The sequence below is a fragment of the Olivibacter jilunii genome, assembly GCF_900607235.1.
GTDB classification, from domain to species: Bacteria; Bacteroidota; Bacteroidia; order Sphingobacteriales; family Sphingobacteriaceae; genus Olivibacter; species Olivibacter oleidegradans.
Genome location: NZ_LR027857.1, coordinates 12,939 through 35,048, shown reverse-complemented (window position 1 = coordinate 35,048; position 22,110 = coordinate 12,939). Strand labels below are relative to the sequence as shown.

12 protein-coding genes are annotated in these 22,110 nt (G+C 42.9%); 11 read left to right on the top strand and 1 reads right to left on the bottom strand.

What is annotated here, in order from left to right; all coding sequences use genetic code 11:
• Positions 1–2 precede the first annotated feature (2 nt).
• The 8 genes from E0E36_RS23910 (at position 3) to E0E36_RS23875 (ending at position 12,658) form a co-directional block, all read left to right on the top strand.
• A complete protein-coding gene (locus tag E0E36_RS23910; protein WP_130858068.1) occupies positions 3–1,847 on the top strand; it encodes a RagB/SusD family nutrient uptake outer membrane protein in 1,845 nt (614 codons plus the stop codon).
• A gap of 19 nt (positions 1,848–1,866) precedes the next feature.
• Positions 1,867–2,544, top strand: coding sequence for a DUF3823 domain-containing protein (locus tag E0E36_RS23905; RefSeq protein ID WP_130858067.1), 678 nt, complete (start codon positions 1,867–1,869; stop codon positions 2,542–2,544).
• An 8-nt stretch (positions 2,545–2,552) separates the two neighbouring features.
• A complete protein-coding gene (locus tag E0E36_RS23900; RefSeq protein ID WP_130858066.1) occupies positions 2,553–4,607 on the top strand; it encodes a beta-L-arabinofuranosidase domain-containing protein in 2,055 nt (684 codons plus the stop codon).
• Positions 4,608–4,667: 60 nt separating this feature from the next.
• Positions 4,668–7,166, top strand: a complete 2,499-nt coding sequence (locus tag E0E36_RS23895; RefSeq protein WP_130858065.1) for a glutaminase domain-containing protein — start codon at positions 4,668–4,670, stop codon at positions 7,164–7,166.
• A 200-nt stretch (positions 7,167–7,366) separates the two neighbouring features.
• Entirely contained in the window at positions 7,367–8,533 is a 1,167-nt protein-coding gene (locus E0E36_RS23890) for an endo-1,4-beta-xylanase (RefSeq protein WP_130858064.1), read from the top strand.
• 26 nt (positions 8,534–8,559) lie between these two features.
• Positions 8,560–10,407, top strand: a complete 1,848-nt coding sequence (locus E0E36_RS23885) for a glycoside hydrolase family 2 protein (protein WP_130858063.1) — start codon at positions 8,560–8,562, stop codon at positions 10,405–10,407.
• Positions 10,408–10,466: 59 nt separating this feature from the next.
• The gene (locus E0E36_RS23880; RefSeq protein ID WP_242627384.1) at positions 10,467–11,621 is read left to right on the top strand and encodes an aldose epimerase family protein; all 1,155 of its coding nucleotides are present in this window, start codon (positions 10,467–10,469) and stop codon (positions 11,619–11,621) included.
• An 8-nt stretch (positions 11,622–11,629) separates the two neighbouring features.
• Complete coding sequence (locus tag E0E36_RS23875) at positions 11,630–12,658, top strand: family 43 glycosylhydrolase (RefSeq protein ID WP_130858062.1); 1,029 nt, start codon at positions 11,630–11,632, stop codon at positions 12,656–12,658.
• A 33-nt stretch (positions 12,659–12,691) separates the two neighbouring features.
• Here E0E36_RS23875 and E0E36_RS28115 read toward each other — a convergent pair whose 3' ends face one another.
• The gene (locus E0E36_RS28115) at positions 12,692–14,554 is read right to left on the bottom strand and encodes a family 43 glycosylhydrolase (RefSeq protein WP_242627383.1); all 1,863 of its coding nucleotides are present in this window, start codon (positions 14,552–14,554) and stop codon (positions 12,692–12,694) included.
• 311 nt (positions 14,555–14,865) lie between these two features.
• Here E0E36_RS28115 and E0E36_RS23865 point away from each other — a divergent pair, with 311 nt between their 5' ends.
• The 3 genes from E0E36_RS23865 (at position 14,866) to E0E36_RS23855 (ending at position 22,100) form a co-directional block, all read left to right on the top strand.
• Complete coding sequence (locus tag E0E36_RS23865) at positions 14,866–18,045, top strand: ligand-binding sensor domain-containing protein (RefSeq protein ID WP_130858061.1); 3,180 nt, start codon at positions 14,866–14,868, stop codon at positions 18,043–18,045.
• Positions 18,042–18,836 carry a response regulator transcription factor gene (locus E0E36_RS23860; protein ID WP_130858060.1) on the top strand — a complete coding sequence of 265 codons (795 nt, stop codon included), beginning with the start codon at positions 18,042–18,044 and terminating at the stop codon, positions 18,834–18,836. Before E0E36_RS23865 ends, E0E36_RS23860 begins: the two co-directional genes overlap by 4 nt.
• 219 nt (positions 18,837–19,055) lie before the next feature.
• On the top strand, positions 19,056–22,100 hold the full coding sequence (locus E0E36_RS23855; protein ID WP_130858059.1) for a SusC/RagA family TonB-linked outer membrane protein: 3,045 nt from the start codon (positions 19,056–19,058) through the stop codon (positions 22,098–22,100).
• Positions 22,101–22,110 lie beyond the last annotated feature (10 nt).

The following is a 22,110-nucleotide window of genomic DNA, read 5'->3' as shown; positions in this document are numbered from 1 at the left end:
ACATGAAAAAAAGATGTTTTTATATAGCAATCCTCGCGGGCGCTTTACTAAATAGCAGCTGCCAGGATTTTCTTGATCAAAAACCCGATACCATATTAACAAACGACCAGGTTTTTGGTGATCCCAACTTAATTCGTTCAGCACTCGCAGATTTTTACGATCGCATCAGCTGGGGGCAACGGCCTGGAGGAGGACAATATGATTATACCGTATTAGATGAAGCGATTAAGTATGATTTCGACCAGTTTAATAGTTTTGACCGTAACCGTTGGCGCGTTTACGACTATGGGCTCATCCGAAGTTTTAATCAGTTTTTACAAGGATTGAACGAAACAGATGCCCTGACCGATACCGAGAAAGCGCCCTTGATTGGAGAAGTACGATTATTACGTGCCTGGTGCTATTTCAATACGTGTCGAACATTGGGTGGCATGCCCATAGTAGGCGATGAAGTTTTTGATTATGTGCCTGGTGTAGACGTTACCGCTTTACAATTTCCAAGAGCGACGGAAGCGGAAATGTACGATTATATTATCAGTGAGTGCCAGGAGAGCGCTGAACTGATGAGCGGAGACAAAACAACTAATAATGCACGCGCCAATAAATGGACGGCAAAAATGTTGGCAGCTCGGGCAGCTCTATATGCTGGTTCCTTAGCGAAATACAACAACATGATGCCGGCGCCTATACAAACAGCTGGTAGAGAGGTGGGAATTGAATCGGCAAGGGCTAATGGTTATTATGAAACGGCTCTTGCAGAAGCTACAGAGGTGATCGAACAAAGCCCATACGAACTTCAAGACCGGAGGCCGGAAGACAAGGCGCTCAATTTTTATGAAGCAGTATGCGTTAAAGAGGCCAATACCGAAGTTATTTGGGCGCGTGACTATATTTTTCCTGGGCAAACACATGGTTTTACAGGAGCGAATCTCCCCACATCGATGGCACAGGATGCCAATACCAGCTATTTGTCCATCCTTTTAAATTTGGTCGAGGAGTTCGAACCTATTAATACAACAACGCCTGGCCAAGGTAGTAAATTTGAGGTCGGTAGTTTCGGCGGAACGCCGCAGTTTTTCGAAACGGCAAGTGAATTATTCGAGAGTCGGGATCCACGGTTAGCGGGGACGGTATTATATCCGGGGTCTACATTCGCAGGCGCCGAGGTAGTTTATCAGGCCGGGCAATTGAATAGAGAGGGCAACGCGTGGATGAAACGAGAAGGTGCTGCCAATAGTACGGCGAATGGTCAGTTGCTGACTTCCGAAAATGGGCCGATTTTCAATTCTGCCCTTCGGCTAGTTAATAAGACTGGTTTTGGTATCCGCAAATTTTTAGATGAAACGCCTGCTGCCGGAACCATTGGTAGAGGGTCAGAAATGTGGGAACCCCGTTTCCGCATGGCAGAAGCTTACCTGATTGCAGCTGAAGCGGCCTTTGAATTAAATGGTGGTAGTAATGCCGTCGCCTTGTCGAATATCAATGCCGTGCGTGCACGTGCGGGTGTACAGCCATTGACAGTACTTACTTTTGAAAATATCGTACATGAACGGCGCGTCGAGTTCGCATTCGAAGATCATCGCTATTGGGATCTGTTACGCTGGCGGCGTGCGCATATTGTTTGGAACGGGAATCCACGTAATGAACAAGCCGGCAGAAGAGGCTTGTGGCCTTATCGGGTTGTCGCATCAGGGGATCCTAACAATGGCAAGTGGGCATTCGAGGTACGGAATATGGATTTTATTTATCCAAATCCTTTGTATTTTGAACTGCGTCATTATTACAGTGAATTGGATAACGGTTGGTTAAATAACAACCCGAAACTGGTAAGAAACCCCTATCAGTAACATAGTTTAACTAAAGAATATGAAAAAGTATTGTATATATAGCTTATTAATTTTCGTGACGCTCCTTGCGGGTTGTGGAAAAGACAATTATGATGAACCCACCTCTACATTAACGGGTCGAATCGTTTATCAGGGAGAACCTTTGCAATTGAAAGGGACTAATGAGAGCGTACGCGTTCAGTTATTTCAGGATGGTTACGACTTTCGGACGCCATTGGACGTTTTCGTCTCCCAAGATGGCAGCTTTTCCGCTAAATTATTTGACGGACACTATAAATTGGTTACCAGAGACGGTAATGGTCCCTGGCTTAATACCCGCGATACCACGGAAGTGGAATTAAGAGGGACGGCTTCCGTGGATTTGGAAGTAACGCCTTACTTCACCATCTCTAATTCATCGATCTCCTTGAGCGGTAATGTGATGAATACCTCTTTTACGATTAATCAAATTGTGGATGCCGCGCAGATCGATCGGGTAATGCTGCTCCTCAATACGACCACCTTCGTTGACGAAGTGGCTAACGTTGTACGAGCCGAATATACGGGTGATGATGTTCAGGTCGGACAGATGGCTTTAAATGTGGATTTTTCAGACGAGCCTGACGCGGTCAATGGACGTGCGCTCTTCGGGCGGATATGCGTTTGGCCAAGTGGTTCTGATCAAGGAATTTACTCACCAGTTGTTCGCCTTAGATAAAAATTGCAATGATGTTCTATAAATCCTTAATTGTCGCATCCTGTTTAAGTCTATCGATCCTAAATCCGACGAAGGCTATTGAGGAGGTTACCAATGTAAGCCGCCCCGATACAAGTGCATCTAATAAGCATTACGTATCCAATCGGAAACCGCTGCGATCTGCTTATTTCGTTAAATTGCCTGTGGGTTCTATCCAACCAAAAGGTTGGCTTCGGAAATACCTGGAATTACAGCGTGACGGATTGACGGGACATCTCGGGGAAATCAGTGCTTGGCTAGCAAAGAAAAATAATGCCTGGTTAAGTAAAGATGGAAGTGGGGATCATGGCTGGGAAGAAGTTCCTTATTGGTTGAAAGGTTATGCTAATCTTGGCTATATTTTAAAGGACGAACGGATTATTCAGGAAGCGAGGATCTGGCTTAACGCCGCGTTGGAAAGCCAGCGAGAAGACGGTTACTTCGGTCCATTGATTTTAAAAGATGGCAAACCCGACCTCTGGGGCAATATGATTATGCTGTGGTGTTTACAATCGTACTACGAGTATAGTCGTGACGAGCGGGTGCTATCTTTTATGGAAAAGTATTTTGCCTGGCAAAATCAACTTCCGGAGGAGAAGCTACTCAAGGATTACTGGGAGAACAGTCGGGGAGGGGATAATCTCTATAGCATTTATTGGCTTTATAACCGAACACAGGGAAAGGAATGGTTGTTGGACTTGGCAAAGAAAATCCACCGAAATACGGCCGATTGGAAGCAGCAACATAACCTTCCGAATTGGCATAATGTGAATATTGCGCAATGCTTCCGTGAACCCGCTACTTATTATTTGCAAACTGGCGATCCGAGTGATCTCGAAGCTAGTTATCGTAATTTTGATATTATCCGCGAACGTTTCGGCAATGTACCAGGGGGCATGTTCGGCGCAGATGAAAATGCGCGGGAAGGCTATGCGGATCCACGACAAGGAGTTGAGACCTGCGGCATGGTCGAACAAATGGCCTCCGATGAAATATTAATGGGAATAACCGGTGATCCTTTTTGGGCAGATCATGCCGAAGAGGTTGCTTTTAATACCTATCCTGCGGCCGTAATGCCTGATTTCAAGGCTTTACGTTATATTACGAGTCCGAATATGTCCATCAGTGATAGCAAGAACCATCATCCGGGCATTGATAATAAAGGCCCCTTTTTAATGATGAACCCTTTCAGTTCGCGATGCTGTCAACACAACCATGCACAAGGATGGCCTTATTTTGCCGAGCATATTTTTATGGCCACACCGGATAACGGTTTGGCGGCCCTGCTTTTTGCGGAAGCTGTTGTGACAGCAAAAGTGGCAAATGGACAGGAGATTAGCATTGAATCGGCCGGGCATTATCCTTTTGATGATCAGATTTCCTTTACCGTACATACAGCAAATGGGGTAAGTTTCCCCTACTATATACGGATTCCAAATTGGTGTAATCAAGCCAGTGTACTGGTTAATGGTAAAAAGGTGCAACAAGCCTTTAAAGCGGGTTCTTATGTTAAGATCGAGCGAACATGGAATGATGGCGATAAAATTACCTTAACATTGCCCATGGAACTTTCTATTACAAAATGGAAAGAGAATAAGGGAAGTATCAGTATTAACAGAGGACCGCTCACTTATTCTTTAAAAATCCAAGAGCAATATATCAAAAAAGACAGCAAGGCCTCTGCCATTGGGGATTCTAAATGGCAAGATAATGCAGATCCTGAAAAATGGCCATCTTTTGAGATACTGCCTAACTCGCCTTGGAACTACGGAATCGTGTATGCTGGCCAGAAACCAGGAGAAATAATAGAAGTAATAAAAAGCGAGTGGCCGGAGGATAACTTTCCTTTTACGCCTGACCATGTCCCGGTAAGATTAAAAGTTAAAGGTAAACAAATTCCGGAGTGGAAAATCGATCAATATGGGTTAACGGATGTATTACCAGCCAGTCCGGTACAGGTGAATACGGAGGCAGAAGAGCTAGAACTTATACCCATGGGGGCAGCAAGGTTGCGGATTAGTGCTTTTCCGGTGATTAAGTATTAGTTTTAAGGGATTAGCTAATAGCTAACAATGGATATACTAAAACAAACAATACAATAGAAGATGAAAAAAAACATCATTTTTAGTGCGTTAATGATCAGCTTAGGCCTCCTGTCAAGTTGTGGAAGTGGTGCAGATAAACAGGCCTCAGCGGAAAAGAAACAAGGTTTAAGGGCACCTGCTTATCCCTTGATTACGCATGATCCTTACTTTAGTATCTGGTCTTTCGGAGATACGCTGAATGCACAGTCAACTAAACACTGGACGGGCGAGGATCAACCACTTGTAGTACTGGCTCAGGTGGATGGCAAAGTATATCAATTAGTGGGCAAAGCAATTTCGCTTTTGGAAGATGTAGTGCCTACCGCACAGAAAAAACCTTATGAAGTTCACTACACCTATGCAAATCCGGGAACGGGTTGGGAAGCAACTGATTTTGTCAATCAGTCTTGGGAGGCCGGAACAGCACCTTTTGGCGATAATTCCGTGGATAATCCGATGAAAGCCGCATCACGTTATGATAAGGAAATTTGGTATAAAAGGGAATTTACTTTGGACAAGCTTCCAAATGATCCGAAGTTACTGATTAGCCATGACGACGCGGTGCAAGTTTTTATCAATGGCGTATTGGCTTATGAAGACCCGAATTTTATTCTAGATTATGGACAAAGAGCTCTTTCGCCCGCGAGTATAAAAGCACTGAAGCAAGGTAAAAACACTTTAGCTGTACATTGTCGTAATGATCGGGGTGGCGCCTTTATCGATGTCGGTTTGGTACAGGAACGGAAACTGTTGGATACCGAATTGGCAAAACAGACGTCTGTGCATCTAACGGCGACACAGACTGAATACTCCTTTGATGCCGGCGGCGTAGCCATTGATTTAACTTTTACTTCGCCTTTATTGATGGATCAATTGGAAGTATTGGCTAGACCCGCATCCTATCTAACTTTTAAATCAGTGTCGAAAGACGGGAAAGCCCACGATGTAAAAATCTGGTTTGCATTATCGGGAAAAGTGAGCGCTGATAAAGCTAAACAGGAAGTGAAAGCAGCTATAGAAGATCATGATCAACTACTGGTACAATCGGTGGGGACAACGAGTCAGCAAATATTAGGTAAAAAAGGAGATAATGTTCGGATTGATTGGGGAAAAGCATATATCGCGACCACGAAAAAGGCTTCTATTAAATCAACTCCAAACAGCTTGCAGGGTTTTGTCGCAGATATTGCAAAAAAGGGTGCTTCTTCTGAAGCAAAAATTGGCGCTGCATCCGATATGCTGATCGGTGTGGAGATGACCTTAGGGCAAATAACGGATGCAATCTCAGAACATTTGGTGATTGCTTATGACGATGAATACTCGGTACAATATTTCGGAAAGAATTTGCGCCCGTGGTGGCGTCGGGATAATAAGACAAATGCCCTAGATATGATTCAAGCTGCGGAGAAAGACTATGATCGTTTAATGCAGGCCTGTCAATCTTTCGATGAAAAATTATCGGCCGATGCTCAAAAGGTAGGCGGTGAGCAATATGCCGACTTATGTAACCTTGCCTATCGACAAGCAATCGCTGCGCATAAAGTAGTAGCAAATACCAATGGGGAATTGTTGTTTTTCTCGAAAGAAAACTTTTCAAACGGTTCCATCGGAACGGTGGATGTTACCTATCCTTCTGCGCCGCTTTTTATTTTGTATAATACGGAGCTTGCGAAAGGTTTGTTACGTTTTATTTTTGAATATTCGGAAAGTGGTAGATGGAAGAAGCCGTTCCCTGCCCATGATGTCGGAACGTATCCTTTAGCCAATGGTCAAACCTATGGAGAAGATATGCCGGTGGAAGAGGCAGGTAATATGATTACCCTTACCGCCGCTATAGCTTTGCGGGATGGCAATACGAATTTTGCGGAGAAACATTGGGAAACCCTGACCACTTGGACTGAATTTTTAAAGAAAGAAGGACTCGACCCGGCAAATCAGCTCTGTACCGATGACTTTGCAGGACATCTCGCGCGCAATGCTAACTTATCTGTGAAAGCGATTATGGGAATCGCTTCTTATGCGAAACTAGCAGAGATGCTAAAAAAAGAGGACGTAGCAAAAAAGCATTTCGAATTAGCGAAACAAATGGCCGCCCAGTGGATGAAATTGGCCGACAACGGTAATCATTATACCCTTGCTTTTGGCCAAAAGGATACTTGGAGTCAAAAGTACAACCTCATTTGGGATAAGCTGTTGAAATTGGATATATTCCCTAAGGAAGTGGTAGAAAAGGAAATTGCTTATTACAAGACAAAACAGCAAACATATGGTTTGCCCTTAGATAGTCGAAAAACCTATACAAAATCTGACTGGATTTTATGGACCGCTACCTTAGCGGATGATACGGATTTTGAGACGTTCGTAAGCCCGGTGTGGAAATTTGTGAATGAAACACCGGACCGTATCCCCTTGAGCGATTGGCATGAAACAACCGATGGTAAGTCAGTTGGTTTTCGTGCACGATCGGTGGTAGGCGGCTATTTTGTGAAGATGCTAGAGAAGGAAATGTTGAAAAAGTAAACAGCAGTCGACAGTCCGTTTGAAACGAAGTTTTAACTCTTAAAATAAATTAAATCTGAAAGCTGATTGCTGAAGTCTGACAGCTAAATTGAGACAATATAAAGAAAAATTGACACAGTGCTAATTGGTTTATCGTACGATAATCATTTCCTTTGGTTGGAAGATTTTTTATCAAACGACAAACCAATTAGCAAATCGATATGAAGCTATCAACATTATTACTAGGTATTTCATTTATTCTCGCCGGAGGATGGCTGACGGGCTGCTCGTCAACCAATAATAAAAAAGAAAATGAACATACCGAGGAAGCTGCGGAAACGCGCTGGTCGACAGAAGACGCCAACGAATGGTATGAAAAGCAAGCTTGGCTTGTGGGCTGCAATTTTAGTCCAAGTACGGCGATTAATCAGCTGGAAATGTGGCAAGCGGATAGTTTTGATACCTTGACTATCAATAAGGAATTAGGCTGGGCGGCGGATCTAGGCTTTAACACAGTTCGCGTATATCTTCATGATTTACTTTATGAGCAAGACAGTGCGGGCTTCTTGAATAGAATGGAAACTTTTCTGGCAATTGCCGATAAGCATCATATCAAACCACTTTTTGTATTTTTCGACTCTTGCTGGGACCCTTTTCCAAAATTAGGAAAGCAACGCGCCCCAAAACCACATGTCCACAACTCGGGATGGGTGCAAAGTCCTGGTTCGGAAGTGTTAAAAGATAGTACCCAATACCCTAAATTGGAACGCTATATTAAAGGGGTTGTGACGCATTTCGCCCAAGACAATCGCATTTTAGGTTGGGATGTTTGGAATGAGCCCAATAATCCCAATAAAAGTTCTTACGGAAAAGTAGAATTAGAGAATAAGGACAAGTATGTTTACGAGTTGCTCAAAAAAACCTTCGATTGGGCGCGTGCTAGTCAGCCAAGCCAGCCCCTAACGTCTGGTTTATGGGATGGCGGCGACTGGTCTGATTCAACGGCACTGACCGAAATACAGCGTTTGCAATTGGAAGCGTCAGACATTATTAGCTTCCACAATTATGAAGATCCCGCATCTTTTGAGGCGCGCATTAAGCAGTTGGAAAAGTACGGGCGGCCTATATTATGTACAGAATACATGGCCCGGCCAAACAAGAGTACTTTTGAAGGTAGTTTGCCCATTGCAAAGAAATATAATGTAGGGGCTTACAATTGGGGTTTTGTCGATGGGAAAACACAAACCATTTATGCATGGGATAGCTGGTCTAAGTCTTACGACGCGCCGCCTAAGGTTTGGTTTCACGACATTTTAAGAAAAGATGGCACACCTTATAGTAAAGAGGAGGTTGCCTTCATCAAATCGCTTACTAAAGCAACAAATTAATATTTTATTCACATATAAAAGAACGCATGACACGTAACTTGATTTTTGGATCCTTACTTTTAATTAGTTCGCAGTTCGCTGTGGCGCAAGACGCAAATTGGAAGCCTGTTGGCGATAAAATCATGTCGCCTTGGGCAGAGAAAGTAAATCCGAAAGAAACGCTACAAGAATATCCAAGGCCGCAGCTTGTACGGAAGGGCTGGCAAAACTTGAACGGCCTTTGGCAATACGCCATAACTTCGAAAACAGAACAAAATATACCAAGTAATTTCCAAGGACAGATTCTTGTCCCTTTTGCCGTTGAATCTGCTTTATCAGGCGTTGGAAAAACGGTTGGTAAAGATCAAGCTTTATGGTACAAAAACACCATTAAATTAGAAGCCGTAAATAGCAAGGAAGATGTACTGTTGCATTTCGGAGCAGTAGATTGGCAATGTGAAGTATACGTAAATGGCCAACAAGTGGGTAGTCATCAAGGTGGTTTCGATCCATTTTATTTTAATATCAGCAAATACCTTAAAAAAGGAAAGACACAAGAGATAGCGATCCGAGTGTGGGATCCAACGGATGAAGGGCCTCAACCACGTGGTAAGCAGGTGAAAAATCCGGAAGGTATTTGGTATACGCCCGTTACCGGTATATGGCAAACTGTTTGGCTGGAAAACGTTCCAAAAACCTATATAGCTCATACAAAGCAAACTCCGGATGTCGACAAAAAATCGCTAACATTCTACGCGCAAGTAGAGGGCAGCCAAAGCGGTGATCAGGTTAAAGTGCTTGCACTGGATGGTGATAAAGTTCTGGCTGAACAGACTGTAACGGCAGGGGCAGAAGCAAATTTATCGGTCCCCGGCGTAGAGTTATGGTCGCCATCGAACCCTAAACTTTACGATCTACGCGTATCGGTTCTTCGGAAAGGAAGGGTAATAGATGAGACGACAAGCTATTTCGCCATGCGTAAAATATCCATGGCCAAGGATGGTAAAGGTATTCAGCGGTTAATGTTAAATAACGAGTTCGTATTCCAGTATGGCCCATTGGATCAAGGGTGGTGGCCCGACGGTTTGTACACGGCCCCAACCGACGAAGCGCTATTGTTTGATATTGTAAAGACAAAAGAAATGGGCTTTAATATGATCCGTAAACACATTAAGGTAGAACCTGCTCGTTGGTACCGTTACTGCGACAGTCTTGGTTTGCTGGTATGGCAGGATATGCCAAGTGGCGATTTAGGCGGTAACCGTTGGGACAATCATCCAGGGCAGCTCTCAGGGTATAACTTGGATAAAGAACGTTCCGCTGAATCAGAAGCCTATCACAAGAAAGAGTGGAAAGCTATCATGGACGCTTTGCATAACTTCCCCAGTATCGTTGTGTGGGTTCCATTTAATGAAGCTTGGGGACAATTTAAGACCAAGGAGATTACCGAATGGACTATCCAATACGATCCGTCACGTTTGGTTAATAGTGCCAGCGGAGGCAATTTCTTGAAGACAGGACATATTTTGGATATTCACAACTATCCTGATCCTTCGATGCCCGACCCAGCATTATTTGGCGAAAAACAAGTATTGGTACTGGGCGAATTTGGTGGTTTAGGTTTGCCAATAGAAGGTCATACCTGGCAGGAAAAAAATAACTGGGGATACCAAAGCTTTAAAAATAAAGAGGAGCTTTTAAAGCGTTATACTAAACTGATCGAAGACTTAAAACGATTGATCCCATTAGGATTATCGGCTGGTGTATATACTCAAACAACGGATGTGGAGGTTGAAACGAACGGAATGATGACTTATGATCGTGAAGTGATCAAGATTCCTGAAACACAGTTGAATCAACTGCATCAGACGCTCTATCAACAGTCTATACAATAAGGGTTATATTGAAAAAATGGGACTAAATCGAGATGAAGAATCAAATTTAGTCCCACCTCATGAAGACAGATATGAAGATAAAATACTATGTTTATTACATTTTGGGCTGTATAGCCCTTTCGTGTAATAACCCCGCAAGAGAAAACAACGCAAATGAGCACAGCGTAAAAGAAACAACAGCGTTTGATAGCCAAATCGATGGTAAAGAAGCGAAGCTTTATACAATCAGCAATGGAAAGGGATTAACCGCAACACTCACGAATTATGGTGGCAGAGTTGTCAGTTTAACCGTACCGGATAAAGATGGTAAGCCTGTCGACGTCGTTTTAGGTTTTGCGACAGCGGCGGAATACAAGGCCTCTTCAGAGCCATATTATGGTGCTACGATCGGCCGTGTAGGGAATCGGATAGCGAAAGGGAAATTTGAATTGGATGGAAAGGCATATAGTATCTTTACCAATAATGGGCAAAACACCTTGCATGGCGGAAAAAAAGGGTTTCAGGATGTAGTGTGGGATGCAGAACATGCAAGCGACTCTTCACTTGTTTTGCGATACCGTTCACCCGATGGTGAGGAAAATTTTCCAGGAAACTTAGAAGTTAAAATAACCTATCCCGCCACCGCCAATAATGGATTGCGGTTTGATTACGAGGCAACTACTGATAAACGCACGCCCGTTAATCTTACGAACCATGCTTTCTTTAATCTGAACGGGGAAGGCTCGGGCACCATTAATAATCATCTTTTACAAATAAACGCAAATAGATATACACCAGTTGACAGCACCCTGATTCCGCTGGGTAATTTAGCTTCTGTCAAGAATACGCCCTTTGACTTCACAACAGCGCAAGCCATTGGTAGCCGCGTAGATCAGGACAATGAGCAATTAAAATTCGGAGGTGGGTACGATCATAATTTTGTACTCAACAAAGGGAATAAGTATGGTTTAGCAGCTACTGTTACGGGTGATAAGAGTGGCATTGTTATGCAGATCTTTACCGACGAACCGGGATTGCAGTTTTATGGAGGCAATTTTATGAAGGGACAAAATACCCTGAAAAGCGGCGTGAAGGATGACTATCGAACATCTTTTGCTCTAGAGACTCAGCATTTTCCGGATGCCGTAAATCAACCGGACTTTCCGTCGATCATTCTGGACCCGGGCAAGGTCTACAAAACGACTTCGGAGTACGTCTTTTCCGTTACTAAATAGGGTGTAGAATGCGTAAGTTCCTCCTTTTTTCGCTGCTCTGTTTTGCGCTCGAATGTGCTGCTCAAGAGCCTGATCGATATAGCAATCCGGTATTCGAACCTGTACTGGCAGATCCATCCGTCATAAGGGATCCAAAGACGGGTTTGTTCTATGCATTCGGCACCGCTGACGACTGGGGAGATGGAAAAGGGCCGCGATGGGTACCCATGTTGCAATCAAAGAATTTAACCCAATGGCGTTACGTGAAAAATGCCTTGCGGCAAAAACCGCAATGGAAAGAAAAAGGAGGTGTTTGGGCACCGGATGTAAATCGAGTAAATGGGAAATATTACATGTACTACGCATTTTCTACTTGGGGAGATCCTAACCCCGGTATCGGTTTGGCAATTGCTGACTCCTTAAATGGAGATTTTATAGATCAAGGAAAAATATTTCTCAGCGCAGAGGTGGATGTGCCAAATTCTATCGATCCATGCTTCTTTGAAGATCGAGGTAAAAAATACCTTTTTTGGGGAAGTTTCAGTGATTTACCAACACAAGGAACTTATGCCATTGAACTTAGCGAAGATGGTAGATCGGTTGCTGATATCCACAAAAAAACAAAAATAGCAGCTGGCGATTGGGAAGCGGTTATGATTCATAAGGAGGGTGATTACTACTACTTCTTCGGTTCAAAGGGCTCTTGCTGTGAAGGCTTAAACAGCAAATACCATGTGCTTGTTGGAAGATCAAAGCATTTACTAGGACCTTATCTAGATAAAGAGGGGTACCCAATTACTGAAAGAGGACGAGGTACTTTACTGATTCAAGGGAATGACCGGTTTGTAGGAACAGGGCATAATGCCCGTCTTATTCGCGATGACAATGGGCAGGACTGGTTCTTGTATCATGGTTTCAATGCCCGGAAAGGAAAGTTAAGCAATGGTACGGATCGTCGAGTTCTACTTATGGAACCTTTGTTTTGGAAAGATGGTTGGCCTGAAATAAAAGGGCAAGGAACTTCTTCTGTCAAACAAAGGGCTCCTGTATTTAAATAACTCTTTCTCGTGCTGTTTTAACAGCTATTTACCTTATTTTATTCCTACTGTTAAAAACCTAAAGGAATTCGAATCGACTTGAAGGATGGGCGGATTTCCGCTATGCTCGAATTTAAGATCAATAAATGCTGTTTTTCGAGGTGCAACCTGCTCATTTTTGAAATGGGTATGAAATACATAATGCAAGTTACCCTGCTTGTCTTGAATAAGGTCTCCATGGCCGGTGCCATCTTCCCCAATTAATCTTCTACTTATAATGGGATTGCCTCGATGCTTTTTCCACGGTCCCATGGGATGCGATGAAGTGGCATAACCAACGGCATAATCGGGGTTTCGAAAATCATTGGCTGAATAAAGAAGATAATAAAGTCCGGCATGTTTAATAACGGTAGGTCCCTCCGTAACAGGCCAGCGCGCGTCGGATGTGTTTTCCCAAGGTTCATCAGCACGAAGGCATTCGCTGGCAGTTTCCTCTTTAATTTGACTTAAATCATTTGACAATTCCGCACAGTAGATTCGATTGCCGTCATGTAAGCGCACAAAATAGAGATAGGCTTTGTTTTTATCAAAAAATATAAACGGATCGATTTGTTTGGTAGGTCCATTGAGGGCGCGTTTTGTGTCTTGCGTAAAAGGACCAAGTGGGCTATCGCTGCTAGCGATCGCAATTTGTTCGTTAGCAGTATAAGCCATGTAAAACCTGTTTTTATATTTAAAGACCTGCGGCGCCCAGAAGCCCATCGTGCCGAATGTATGGTCTTTATGCAAAGCGTAACCGTTACGATCGCGACCAACAGGACCTGTCCAGTTTTCGAGGTCTACGGAGCTATATACTTGAAAACCATCAGGTGCTCCAGTACCGTACAAGTAGTAGGTGCCATTGTCATAGAAAATGTGAGGATCAGCTAAAGTAAGCGGTGCGGAATGGGTGCTCGCATCTTCGATCTTAGGCCAGCCCTCCCGATAATGGATTCGCTTGATAAGGGCTACACGTCCGTAGCCATCTGGTTTGCCCGTGTTGGGATTGATGGGAATGGCATGATAAGCGATAAAGATATTGCCCTTCGGATCGCGGAAAATGGAATTATGCCCCGGAGCCAGCCATAAACTATCCTTTTCAAGCAAAACGCTTCTATTCGAATGATTGTTGGAACCCAATCGTTCGAAGGGCCCGAAGGGGTTTCTTGCACGAGCGATCATCACCGCATAACTGGCTTGAGGCCCACAGCAATTATCACCTGAATAATAAAGATAATAATAGCCTTGGTGGTAATCTACCCATGCTCCTTCAATTAATTTATCGTATTGTGCTTCTTGTTCCGGATGCATAACGTCAATCGATTTTGAGCCCTCACGAAATGCTGACCAATCATCCGTCATTTCTTGCACCTTAATCGGCGCATGACCTGACCCCCAATAAAGTAGTTTCTTTTTGGTTTTAGGGTCTATAAAGGCCATAGGATCGATATTCACAAACCCTTCTCCACATAACAAAGGTTTGCCCGAATCCTTAAACGGTCCAGCGGGGTGTTTAGCGTAAGCGACACCTAGGCATTTTCCGTTCCCCGATTCGCCGGAATAAAAAAGCACAAACTGATTTATGGCACTATCAAATAGCACGTGAGGAGCCCAAAAATCGCGATCCGCCCAGCTTGGTTTTTCGGGGAGAGCGTCGCCTAAAATAGTCCAATTTTGAAGATCTTTGGAACGGGCCACCTGGATATGGGCTAGTTTATCATCGATATTGCTATTGGTTGCATAAGCGTAATAAAATCCTTCAGTGTAAATAATGGTTGGATCAGGAAAATCTTTATTGATGATCGGGTTCTTGATGGCCTGCCCGAACGAATAATGGATGAACAAAATCGATAGAATCGAAAAAATAAAGCGCCTCATGTAATAATTGGTTATTAGACCTCAAATAACGTAAAATGAAAGGAAAAGTGGCTCATCCGATTGTATCAAACTTTCGACAAATTATCTTTCGCTACATGTCTCGCCCAGGCCAGGTAGCATAGAAGCGTTAAGAACGGGTACTATCAACGAGCATATCACCACTTAACCAATTATTAATTTATTTGAATATAAATAAGACCTTATTTGTCTGTATCCGAATGAGATCCGAACAAGGTCCGAATAAAAGCTGACTAAAGTCCTGTTTTATTGATAGTCATTCATACTAAAAGTCAGATGCGACCTTGTTCGAAATGAAAAGAAATATTAAGTTTGAATTAGCCATGATAAAAAAACTAATCAGCGTATTCCTGTTTTGCCTGTTCGTAAAACTACTGTATTGTCAACCTTATTACTTCAAGCATTATCAGGTTGAAAACGGCCTTTCTAATAATGCGGTTATTTGCAGCATGCAGGATAGTAAAGGTTTTATGTGGTTTGGTACACGCGATGGTCTCAATCGATTCGATGGTTACACCTTTAAGGTCTTTAACCACAATCCACAGGATTCACTTAGCTTAGGAAATAACTTTATACACAGCCTGTTTGAAGATCGCCTCGGGAATATTTGGGTTGGGACCGACTTAGGAATCTATATCTATGATCCACTTACGGAGAAATTCAGCCACTTTGTTCATCATCAAGACGCGGCGATCGCTCATATTCAAGCAGACGAGGAAGGTAATATCTGGTATACGGCCTTTTCATCCTTAGTCCGATACCAGACCCAAACAGGGCAAATTAAGAACTTCGGAAAGCTAGGAATGAGTTCAGTAGATGCAGTGTCAGTAAGTAAAACGGGTGTATGGGTCGGCTCTAGCAATGGTGAAATTAAGCTGCTTGAACCTAAATGGGAAAAGACAAAACGCTTTGAAGTTTTCGGAAAACAATCGTCCATCGGTTCGAGACCGGTTACATGTCTTTTATGGGACGAGAACAAAGAAAGGCTCTGGATCGGCACGGCTAAGGAAGGACTAAAGTTATTATACCCGCTAGACGGATCCTATCAGGATCTATTAAAAAAAAGTGAAAATCAACTGCCCATTTATGTGCATGATATCAAAAGGACGGATGAGGGGCAATATATGGCAGCTACTGAGCTGGGCGTTTTCATCTACGAAGATCGACACAAACGCTTTGTACATTTAAAAAAGGAAGATAATAATCAATGGTCCATCAGTGATAACGCTGTTTATACTATTTGTCGTGATACCGAAGGCGGTATTTGGGTTGGCTCTTGGTTTGGAGGTGTCAGTTATTATCATAAGCAGCATACTTTCTTTGAGAAATTTTTCCCGCAAAAAGGAGAGAATAGTCTTATAGGAAGTGCTGTTCGTGAAATAACGGCAGACAGCTATGGAAATTTATGGATCGGAACGGAAAATGGTGGATTAAACAAATTGTCGCTGACAAGCGGAAGATTTGAACATTTTTCGGTTCAAGGTAAACCTCAAGAACTATCTTCTTCCAATATTCATGGCTTATTAGCGACTGGGGATACTTTATGGGTGGGAACCTTTCACCAAGGCTTAAACCTTATGCGTATATCCACCGGCGAAGTTTTTAAACAGTATACTGCTTCCAATGCGCCATTCCATTTGGGAAGTAATTTCATTTATACCATGTTACGCCTCCGTTCCGGCGAAGTACTATTGGCGACAGACAGAGGAATCTATGAATATTTATATGAAAGAGAGGGGTTTCAACTTGTACGTAATTTTCCGTCGAATATTTTTTATACATCGCTTTTTGAAGACCGGGAAGGTACGATTTGGGCGGGCTCTTGGCGAGATGGCTTATACTTTTACAATCCTAAAACAGGTAATAGAGGAAGGTATAGTCATCAACCGGGCAATATCGCTACGTTGACAAGTAATCGTGTGACTTACATTACGGAAACAAAAGACCGACAGCTCTGGGTCGCTACCGAGGAAGGGCTCTGTCGCCTGGACAAGTCGTTGGGAAAGTTTAAGCAGTATCAATTTCCTCAATCTATGCAAAGCCTATTGGTATGTACAGTACAAGAAGATAATCATGGGGACCTTTGGATCAGTACATCAAAAGGCTTGATCCGTTTTAATCCGCGCGCAAATACCAGTCGTTTTTTTGGAGTTGCAAACGGGCTTTTAAGCGATCAATTTAACTATAATTCCGTTTATAAAGCACAAAATGGTATGTTATACTTTGGTACCGTAAAGGGTTTAATTCGTTTCAATCCGCGGCGATTGCAAGACAAATCCTTTGTACCACCCGTTTATTTTACCGGATTTCAGGTTTATAATAAAGACCTGACGATTGGTGAAAACGGCTCGCCCTTGAAAAAGTCGATTACGTTTACCGATACCATCATTTTAAGACATAACCAATCTACCTTTAGTATCGACTTCGCTGCGCTTAGCTATACATCTCCTGAAATGACAGAATATGTTTACAAGATGGATGGCTTGGATCCCGACTGGACCCACCTTCAGGCAAACCGAAAGGCTTACTTTACTGAATTACCACCCGGCGAATACATTTTTCGGGTTAGTACAATCAATAGTTTAGGGGCCCGTATCGGGAAGGAGGCAATCTTATCCATTCATATTTTACCGCCATTTTGGGCTAGTAAAGCGGCTTATCTTTTATATACCGTATTGATTATAGTATTAATCTATTATATCGTAGGCTCCTATCACCGCCGTCTGCGGGAAAAGAATAGGTTAAAATTGGAACAGCTTGCACATAAAAAAGAAGAGGAAATGTATCGCGCAAAAATAGAATTCTTCACGCAAGTTGCACATGAAATAAGAACACCCTTGACCCTTATAAAGGGACCTATGGAGAAAATTATTAAACAAGTGGACGAAGTGCCGACTATTCGAAAGAATTTGTTGATAATGGAAAAGAATACCAATCGTTTGTTGGAGCTATCGGGGCAACTGTTAGATTTTAGGAAAACCGAGGAACAAGCCTTTGTGCTCACTTATCAACATCTTGAGGTAACACAATTTCTAAAAGATCAAGTAGAAAGGCTCGGTCCAACAGCGATGGAGTTGCGTATAAAGATTAAGTTAGAAGTGTTAAAGGAGGAATTATGGGTATATGTTGATGTAGAAGCCTTAGACAAAATGTTAAGCAACTTATTAAATAATGCCCTTAAATATGCGGCTAGTAAAATTGTTATTCGTTTACAAAAGGAAGAACTCTTTTTTCGAGTCATTATCGCTAGCGATGGAGAACGAATACCTCCCCATCTACAAGAGAAAATTTTTGAGCCCTTCTACCGGATCAAAGGGAATACGAAATCTGTTGGTAGTGGTCTGGGCCTAGCTTTAGCGCGTTCGCTTGCCGAAATGCATCGAGGCAGCTTGATTTTAGATATTAAGAATAACGAAAACTTTAATACATTTGTATTATCGCTACCACTTAACCATAAAGAATCTGATCTATGATAAATACCCTACAAACCACTACAAACAAACCTGCTTTGCTGCTGGTAGATGATCACCGTGAGATCTTGGATTTTTTAGCAGATGATCTGCAGGAACATTATCAAGTATTTACCGCTAATGATGGACGAGAGGCTTTGAACTTTTTAGCGGATGAAAGTGTACAGCTCATCATCAGTGATATTATGATGCCCGTAATGGATGGCTATGCTTTATGTGAGACCGTCAAATCTACCGTTGAATACTGTCATATTCCCGTTATTCTACTAACAGCAAAAAATACGTTGCAATCCAAGATACAAGGGCTGGAACTGGGTGCGGATGCTTATGTCGAAAAACCGTTTTCTCCAGAGTACCTGCAAGTTCAAATTGCCAATTTGCTGGCCAATCGGAATAAGTTGCGCGAGTACTTTGCATCCTCTCCATTGGTACACATAAAAACGATGGCCCATTCGAAGTCAGATGAATTGTTTCTCGAGAAATTAAACGATTTGATTCATCAGCGATTGGAAAATCCAAATCTAGACGTGGAGCATTTAGCCGACTTAATGTGTATGAGCAGGCCTACCTTATATCGGAAAATTAAAGCAATATCTAACTTAACCCCGAATGAACTGATTAATGTTGCTCGACTTAAGCGGGCTGCGGAATTGTTGGCTGAAGGCGGATTGAAAATATATGAGATAGCTGAAATGGTAGGATATAGTTCGCAGACCCATTTCGGTAGGAATTTTCACAAGCAATTCGGCGTTTCTCCTTCAGAATATGTAGAGAATCTTAAACAGCGAAACTAACCGTTTTTTTTTCTTGTAGGAACTTGTCAGTATGTTGATTGCTTAAGATTCGTCTGAGTGCAATTGAATGGGTATTTGGAAGCTTCTTGATACAGCTAAATTGACACAATATGCTGAAATATTGATACGCTTCGTTTAGCATTAACAAGCATGCAGCACCTACCTTTGGTTATCGACGAGGGAGTTCTTCGCTCCTTTTTTACTAACCAATGAGAACGTATGCATACTAGTCAATTGTTAAATGGAAAGGGCAGTGTAATGAAGGTATTCTTTTTACTGATTTTCTTCATCTGCCTTTCGGTTTGCCTGTGGGCGCAAACCACCATCACCGGCTTAGTCCGGGACGAATCAGGCGCACCTTTAGCCGCCGTAAGTGTAAAGGTTAAGAATACAAATACGGGTGTTTCAACCAATCAAGAGGGGCGATACCGTATTGAAGTTCCCAATCAACAAGCCGTTTTGGTTTTTTCCTATGTTAGCTATACCACACAAGAGGTTGCCTTACAGGGAAAGGAGGAAATAAATGTAACCCTCTTGCCTGAAGAAAATTCGCTTGATGAGGTAGTAGTAGTAGGATATGGTACACAACAGAAACGGGATTTAACGGGCGCCGTTTCGGTGGTAAAAACGTCTGAATTGACAAAAAGGCAAGTAACAACCATGGGAGAAGCGCTTCAGGGACTGGCGTCGGGTGTTAAAGTGCGCGGAGCGGGACGGCCTGGAGCGGAAGCCAGAGTGGAAATTCGTGGTTTGAAAAATTTAAGCGGTACCAATCCACTCTACGTGATTGATGGAATGATTACAACCGCCAATCGGGATTTTAATCCCAACGACATCGAGTCCGTACAAATTTTGAAAGATGCTTCTGCTGCGGCAATTTACGGTTCGCGCGCTGCTAACGGTGTAATCATCATCACAACAAAAAAGGGAGCCAAAGGGCCGATGAAGGTACAGTTCTCGGGAACAACGAGTGCGCAAACTACACCTCGCTACAAGTTGGCGCAAACAGAAGAGTTTGCCAGACTTAATTATATGGCCTATGACAATGCAGGAGCTACTAGACAAGATTTAGATTTAAGTCAAAATACCGACTGGCAGGATGCGGCTTTCCGCACAGGGAACATGCAAGATTTGAATCTCACTTTTTCGGGCGGTGGAGAGAGTGGTAATTACCTGGTATCGGGGAATTATTTCAAAAATGATGGAACCGTAATCAGCACCGGGTTTGATCGCATAAGCTTTCGCGTAAATACACAAGGTACAAAGGGTATTTTTAGTATCGGTGAGAACCTAGCAATCAGCAATGCAAAAGCTGATGAAATGTCGGGCAACCCTATTGCAGATGTCGTACGGCTTTTGCCCACCATTCCGGTATATAACCCGAATAACCCGGGAGGATATGGATATGGTGATGAACGGAGGGCGCGGACCTTTGGTAGCAATCCCGTGGCGATTGCTGATTTGGATGATCGGTATAACGAAAATCTACGCATTCGCGGAAATGTCTGGTCTGAGTTGAAGCCGGTTGAATTTCTAAAGTATCGGTTTAACTTAGGTTACGAAACTAGCAGCGATCATTATGCCCATTTACGAAAGCAGGGTAACTGGTCCTTAAATCAAGAATTTCAACCTTCCATCGCCGATGAATATCGTGCTCGCTTTCAATCGATATTAGTAGAAAATACGCTAGCATTTAATAAAGACTTTGGTAAACATTCGGTCAACGCGGTAGTTGGTCAAACCTATCAACGGGATTTATATGCACGTATCTCCGGGATGAAAAGGAATTTAGTCCCTGATGGAAAGGGCGGCTATTACAGTGAGCTCGATCAGGGAAATGAGCCGCAAGCAGGGGGGTATCGGCAAGAAGCTATTATTTTATCTTACTTAGGGCGTATTGAATATAACTACGATAATCGTTATTTATTAAATGGTGTTATCCGTCGCGACGGAAGTTCTCGTTTGGGTCGATCCAATCAATGGGGAAATTTTCCCTCCATATCAGGAGCTTGGCGAATCAGTAATGAAAAATTCTTTCAGAAAGAATGGGTTAACGATTTAAAGTTAAGGGCTAGTTATGGACGGCTTGGAAATAGCACGACGAGTACAGACCTAGCTGGAAATAGTAGTGCCAATTATTGGGATTACTTAGCGGTTATCAACACATTTTCGACTATCGCCATGGGTCGTGATCAGTTGATTTATCCCGGTGCTACCCAGGTCGCGCTGGTTAACCCTGACCTTCGCTGGGAAACCTTGACGCAAAAGAATTTCGGTGTCGACGCTACGTTATTCAATAATAAAATTACGTTAACAGCCGAATATTTTATTGCCGATACGAAGGATGTCTTAACGGCCATGCCTATTGCATTGACAACAGGCCATGATGGAAGACCACCAATAGCCAATGCTGCAAGTCTAAAAAATACCGGTTTTGAACTTTCTTTGGGTTATAATGAAAGCAGCCGAGAGTTTAAGTATTATGTAAACACCAATATTACGACGCTCAAAAACAAAGTGACAAGCTTAGGGTATGGTCGGAACAACATTTTTGTGGGGAATACCGTCACGCAAGTCGGGCAATCTGCCGGTATGTGGTATGTGCTGGAAACGGATGGGCTTTTCCAATCCCAAGAGGAGGTAGACAATTATAAGAATGCAGAGGGAAGAGTTATACAACCTTCGGCCAAACCAGGTGATATACGGTTCAAAGACCACAATGGTGATGGACAGATTACAAATGATGATAAATTGGTGCTAGGATCTCCTTGGGCAGATGTTGAACTGGGAATTAATCTAGGTGCTTCTTATAAGAACCTTTCTCTTACCATGAACTGGTTCGGTGCTTTCGGCGCTACGGTTTACAACGGTTATCACAGCTTAGTAGATCGTTTTGATGATAACTCCAATTATCGCGCCGGCATACAACCCTGGACGCCTGAAAATCCTAATACAGATGTGCCAAGAATGTACTACGGTTCTACGTTGAACTCGCGCGGAGACACCGACCGCTGGCTTGAAAGCGGTAATTTTATGCGTCTTAAATACATCAGTTTATCATATACACTTCCTGAAAGCTGGTTGAAACGCATTGGCTTCCAAAGCGGACAGGTAACACTTTCGGGACAAAACCTGCTGACCTTTACCGGCTATAAGGGGCTCGACCCCGAGTTTAACAATACGAATATATACGAACGCGGGTTTGACAATTTTAGTTATCCAAATCTCAAGACCTATTCGCTGGGTTTGCAATTTGGATTTTAAATTTAATTAG